This window comes from Ruegeria sp. CDSB113, assembly GCF_059611045.1.
Genome location: NZ_JBXWOU010000030.1, coordinates 1 through 4,927 on the forward strand (window position 1 = coordinate 1; position 4,927 = coordinate 4,927).

Annotated in this window: 4 protein-coding genes; all 4 read left to right on the top strand. The window is 61.5% G+C overall.

Translation table 11 applies throughout. The features are described from left to right. On the top strand, nt 1-463 hold a 463-nt coding region (locus AC2FIS_RS23070; RefSeq protein WP_496775604.1), incomplete at its 5' end, for a sugar transferase. 394 nt (nt 464-857) lie between these two features. Beyond that, complete coding sequence (locus AC2FIS_RS23075) at nt 858-2,888, top strand: YjbH domain-containing protein (protein ID WP_496775605.1); 2,031 nt, start codon at nt 858-860, stop codon at nt 2,886-2,888. Further along, nucleotides 2,885-3,526: a YjbF family lipoprotein gene (locus AC2FIS_RS23080; protein WP_496775606.1), complete on the top strand. Its 642-nt coding sequence runs from the start codon at nt 2,885-2,887 to the stop codon at nt 3,524-3,526. Before AC2FIS_RS23075 ends, AC2FIS_RS23080 begins: the two co-directional genes overlap by 4 nt. Then, on the top strand, nt 3,516-4,927 hold a 1,412-nt coding region (locus AC2FIS_RS23085), incomplete at its 3' end, for a polysaccharide biosynthesis/export family protein (protein WP_496775607.1). The genes AC2FIS_RS23080 and AC2FIS_RS23085, both read left to right, overlap by 11 nt.

The window sequence follows — 4,927 nt, forward strand, 5'->3', positions numbered from 1 at the left end:
ATTTTTCTCACAGGAGCGCATGGGTCAGAATTGCTCAGCTTTCACGGCGTACAAGTTTCGTTCGATGCGCCCGGCTCGGAAGATCGAGCGCGGCGCGGATTGCCCGCTTGAGGAAGACAGGATCACGCCGCTGGGCCGGTTCCTGCGGCGGAGCCGTCTGGATGAGTTGCCGCAAATCATCAATGTTTTCAAAGGTGAGATGAGTCTGGTTGGGCCACGCCCCGATTACATCGAGCATGCGCGCAAGTACTTGTTGCAGGTGCCCGGGTACCAGGAACGTCACGACGTTCGCCCCGGTATCAGCGGTTGGGCGCAGGTCGAGCTGGGCTATGTTGAGGGCACAGATGCAACGCGTCGAAAGGTTCAGGCTGATCTCTACTATATTGCCAATTCCAGCCTGGCGATGGAGATGCGCATTGTGTGGCGGACGCTTGCTGTCATGGTGCGCCGCGGCGGAGCCTGATTGGGCGCTGTCCCTCTGACGGGCCCTCTTGTGGCCTACCGGGTCGGTGGCGTGAATGCCGCGGTCAGCCTTGGGTACAGACGTCATTATTTATTCGAATGTTTTGCTTTGATCCGGTGTCTCTTACCATGTTCGAGGGCTTCAAGGCCTACCGATGCGCTCAACTTGCAGTAGACTTAATAATTCACGGCTTCCATTTAACTGAAGTGCGGAATTGTATTTGCACGACAAGCTCAAAGGAAATAAGCCCACCGGCAAATTGAGGCAAGACGTGGGTCGGCGAACCGTTTAGGCCGCCGTCCAAAAAAAGCGACATAATAACGTGAAGATTATTCGAGCGGTGACAGTCAGGTGGGGCGCCCTCCTGGCAAGTACGTTGACTATTGCGACTGGCATGGCGCAGGCCCAGTCCGTGTCGACTTATGGCACACCCGGACTGATCGAGATTCCCACGGCCGAGATGTTCGATGACGGCACGCTTGTCTTTACCGCCGCAGGTCTCAGGAACGCCGGTCGGGCGACGATGACGTTTCAGATGTTGCCCTGGGTGCACGGCAGCTTCCGCTATGCGGTGATTGACGGGTTTGATGGCACAAGCGGCACCCGGTATGACCGCAGCTTTGACGTCCATTTCCGGTTGCGCGAAGAAAGCAGGCATGGCCCGGCCATCGTGATGGGGCTGCGCGATTTTGGTGGCACCGGCATCTATGCCGCGGAATACTTCGTGGCCACCAAGACCGTTCAGGATCGGTTCAAACTGACCGGCGGTATTGGATGGGGGCGCATGGCGGGGCGTGGTGCGTTCTCGAATCCGCTGGGCATATTTGGCAGCCGGTTCGACACCCGGCCCGCGTCAAATTCGAACGGCCAGGGGGGTGAGGTTGAATTCGGCAACTGGTTCCGCGGCGACGCGGCTTTGTTTGGCGGCGCCAGCTGGCAATATAATGACCGGCTGACCTTTTTGGCCGAGTATTCGCCCGACCTTTACACCGCGGAATCCGTCAATGACAGTTTCCGAGTCAAATCGCCCTTTAATTTTGGCGCCCAGTACCGGTTCCGGAACGGCTCGCAGCTGACGGCCTCTTATCTCTATGGCACCTCTCTGGGGCTGACCTACAGCTACTTCGTCAATCCGCGTAAAGCGGTGACGCCGGGCGGTCAGGGTGCCGCACCGCCGCCGTTGCGCCCTGAACCGCAGGTCGCTGCGGCAACGGCGAACAGCAGCAGTGGCGATATCCGGGCGCGGATGCAATCCGCCCTGGATCAGGAAGGGCTGCGGCTGGTCTATCTGTCCGACAGCGGCGACACTGTCCGCGTCGGGGTGGAGAACAACCGCTATGGACAAGCCGCGCAGGCCCTGGGCCGCACCGCCCGCGTGCTGGCCAATCAGCAACCGCCCCAAGCCGAGCATTTCGACATCGCGCTGATGTCGAACGGCGTACCGCTGAGCGCGGTGCGCGTGAATCGCAGTGACCTTTACGAACTGGAGCATGACCCCGACAACGCCTGGCGCAGCTTTGCCCGGGCCGAGATATCGGACACGCTGCCGCTGGTGCAGGGCGGGACTCTGCCCGATGCCTTCCCGCATTTCTCATATCGGTTCGGGCCTTATCTGAACCTCTCTTTCTTTGATCCAGACGACCCGCTGCGATACGAACTGGGCGCTGCGTTGGCGCTGGATTACACCCCGTCGCCGGGCCTTACCTTTTCGACCGGTCTGCGCCAGCCGATCCTCAGTACCCTCGATGACAGCACCCGAGTCTCGGATTCGACCCTGCCGCATGTGCGCTCGGACTGGAACATCTATGCGCGCGAATCCAACCTGCGGATCGAGCATATGACCGCCGAGTATATGTGGCGGCCGGGCGATAACCTCTATGCACGCACCACGCTGGGCTACCTGGAAACCATGTTTGGCGGGCTTTCCACCGAAGTGCTTTGGTATCCCAATAACAGTCGTCTGGCCCTTGGGGCCGAGGCCAACTATGTGGCGCAGCGCGACTTTGACGTGCTGTTCGGCTTTCAGGATTACAATGTCTTCACCGGGCACGTCTCGGCCTACTACGATCTGCCGGGCGAGTATCACGCGCAGGTCGATGTCGGGCGCTATCTGGCTGGCGACTATGGCGCGACCTTCGCGCTGGATCGCGAGTTCAACAACGGCTTCAAGGTGGGGGCGTTCTTTACCCTGACAAATGTCAGCTCTGAGGAGTTCGGTGAAGGGTCGTTCGACAAGGGTATCCGGCTGGAAATCCCGATCTCGTGGCTGACCGGTCGCCCGTCGCGCAACAAGATCGCCCAGACCATCCGTCCGGTTCTGCGCGATGGCGGCGCACGGCTGAACGTGCGCAACCGGCTGTATGGCGTGACCCGCGAGGCCCGCGCGCAGGATCTGTCGCGCGGCTGGGGAAGGTTCTGGCGATGAAGGCCCTGCGCACCGCCCTGCTGGCCCTGGCTCTGATCTCCTGCGGCGAGGCCCAGGAAGATGTCGACCTGTTCAAGAGCACGCTGTTTCCAAACGCGCCCCGGTTCCATCCGCGCGCCGAGGCGCTTGGCGCGCGCCGCCCGATCCCGCCCCGGCTTGAGGTCGGGTTTCCCAGTCGCGATCTTGCCGGCGTTATGCTGCTTGAGACCCAGCGCGCGGGGGTACAGACTTGGCTGACTGCGGACGGGGCCACCATCACGCTGGAACGCGGCATGCTGACCTCGGCCCTGGGGTTTGGCGACGGCATGTCGGCGTCCGATGTGCACCAAAGCGCGGCGCGGATCCTGGGCGGCGGTCCGGGCCGGGTCGAACGGTTCCACAGCTTTCTCAACGCCAACGATGAGATCGAGTTACATGCTTATGAGTGTCAGATCGAAGCCGTGGGATCCGAGACCGTTTTGCTGCTCGGAAACCCTGTCGCAACGGAAAAATGGCAAGAGGAATGCTTCGGGGTGGCGGATCGTTTTACCAACGTTTACTGGGTGCAAAACAGTTCAGGACGCATCGTTCAATCCTCGCAATGGACCGGCAATTTCCTCGGCAACATGTTCATAAAGGTTGTGCCCAATGACAGTTAAAACTTCCAACAGCAGAGGGCATATCGTGCGCCATACTCCACTTCTCCTCAGCGCGCTGGCTGTGACCGTTCTGATTGCCGGGTGTTCCACCATCTATCGCAGCCCGTCGGTCACGGCAGGTGTCTCCGACGCGGGTAAAGTCCGCGTTGTGCCGGTCACGCCAGAGACCGTGCTGGTCGCCAACCGGTCGCCATACGCGCCCAAGACCCTGCCAACGGTGTTCGAACTGTCGGCCGGATCGGGCTCTGGCACCAGCCTGCGCGGCACCGGCCCCCTGCCCGAGGCGCCATCGACCCAGGATGGATCGCGCGCCGGGCTGCAACTGGACCCGCCGCCACAGGTCAACCCCGGCCCCTACACCATCGGAATCGGTGACGTGCTGGTGCTGTCGACGCCGTCCACGCAAGGAACAGCCGGAGAGCTGTCGGGCCTGCTGGCCGCGCAGAACAGCCGCAACGGTTATACCGTGCAGGATGACGGCTCGATCAACATCCCCGATGTCGGCCGCGTCCGGCTGGTCGACCTGACCGTGGATGAGGCTGAGGCCGTGCTGTTCCAGCGCCTGGTGGAAAACCAGATCGACCCCACCTTCAGCCTTGAGATCGCCGAGTTCAACTCGCGCCGCGTCTCGGTCGGCGGCGCTGTCGGCCAGCCCGGTATCCAGCCCATCACCCTGACCCAGCTGACCCTGGGCGAGGCACTGTCGGCTGCCGGATCGGTCTCGGTCAGCGATATCGACAATTCCTCGGTGCGCATCTACCGCGACGGGCAGATGTATCAGATCCCACTCGAAGATCTGTACGCGCGCACCGCATTACAGAACCTCAATCTGGTCGCCGATGACTCGGTCTTTGTCGATACCGACTATGATCTGGACCGCGCCGAACGCTACTTTGCCCAGCAGATCGCGCTGCGCGACACCGTGCTCGAGGGCCGCCAGACCGCCCTGCAAGAGCTGAACACCGCAGTCAATCTGCGCCGCGCCGACCTGGACGAGCGCCGCAGCAATTACCTGCAATCCATCGAGCTGGATGCGGTCGACCGCGACTATGTCTACCTGTCCGGCGAGGTGCGCACACAGGGCCGCTATGCTCTGCCGTTCAACCAATCGGCCACCCTGGCCGACGCCCTGTTCGACACCGGCGGTGGTATCGCCAAGGAAACCGGCGACGCGTCAGAGGTCTACGTCCTGCGCGCGGCGCAAGATGCCCGCGAATTCGGCGCCGTCACCGCATGGCACCTCGACATCCGAAACGCCGCACAACTCACTCTTGCCGCCCGCTTCCAACTGCGCTCCAACGACATCATCTTCATCGCAGAAAACCCCGTCACAAAATGGGGCAGAACAATCTCACAAATCACTCCATCACTCATAACAACACCAATAAACGCAGCAGTGAA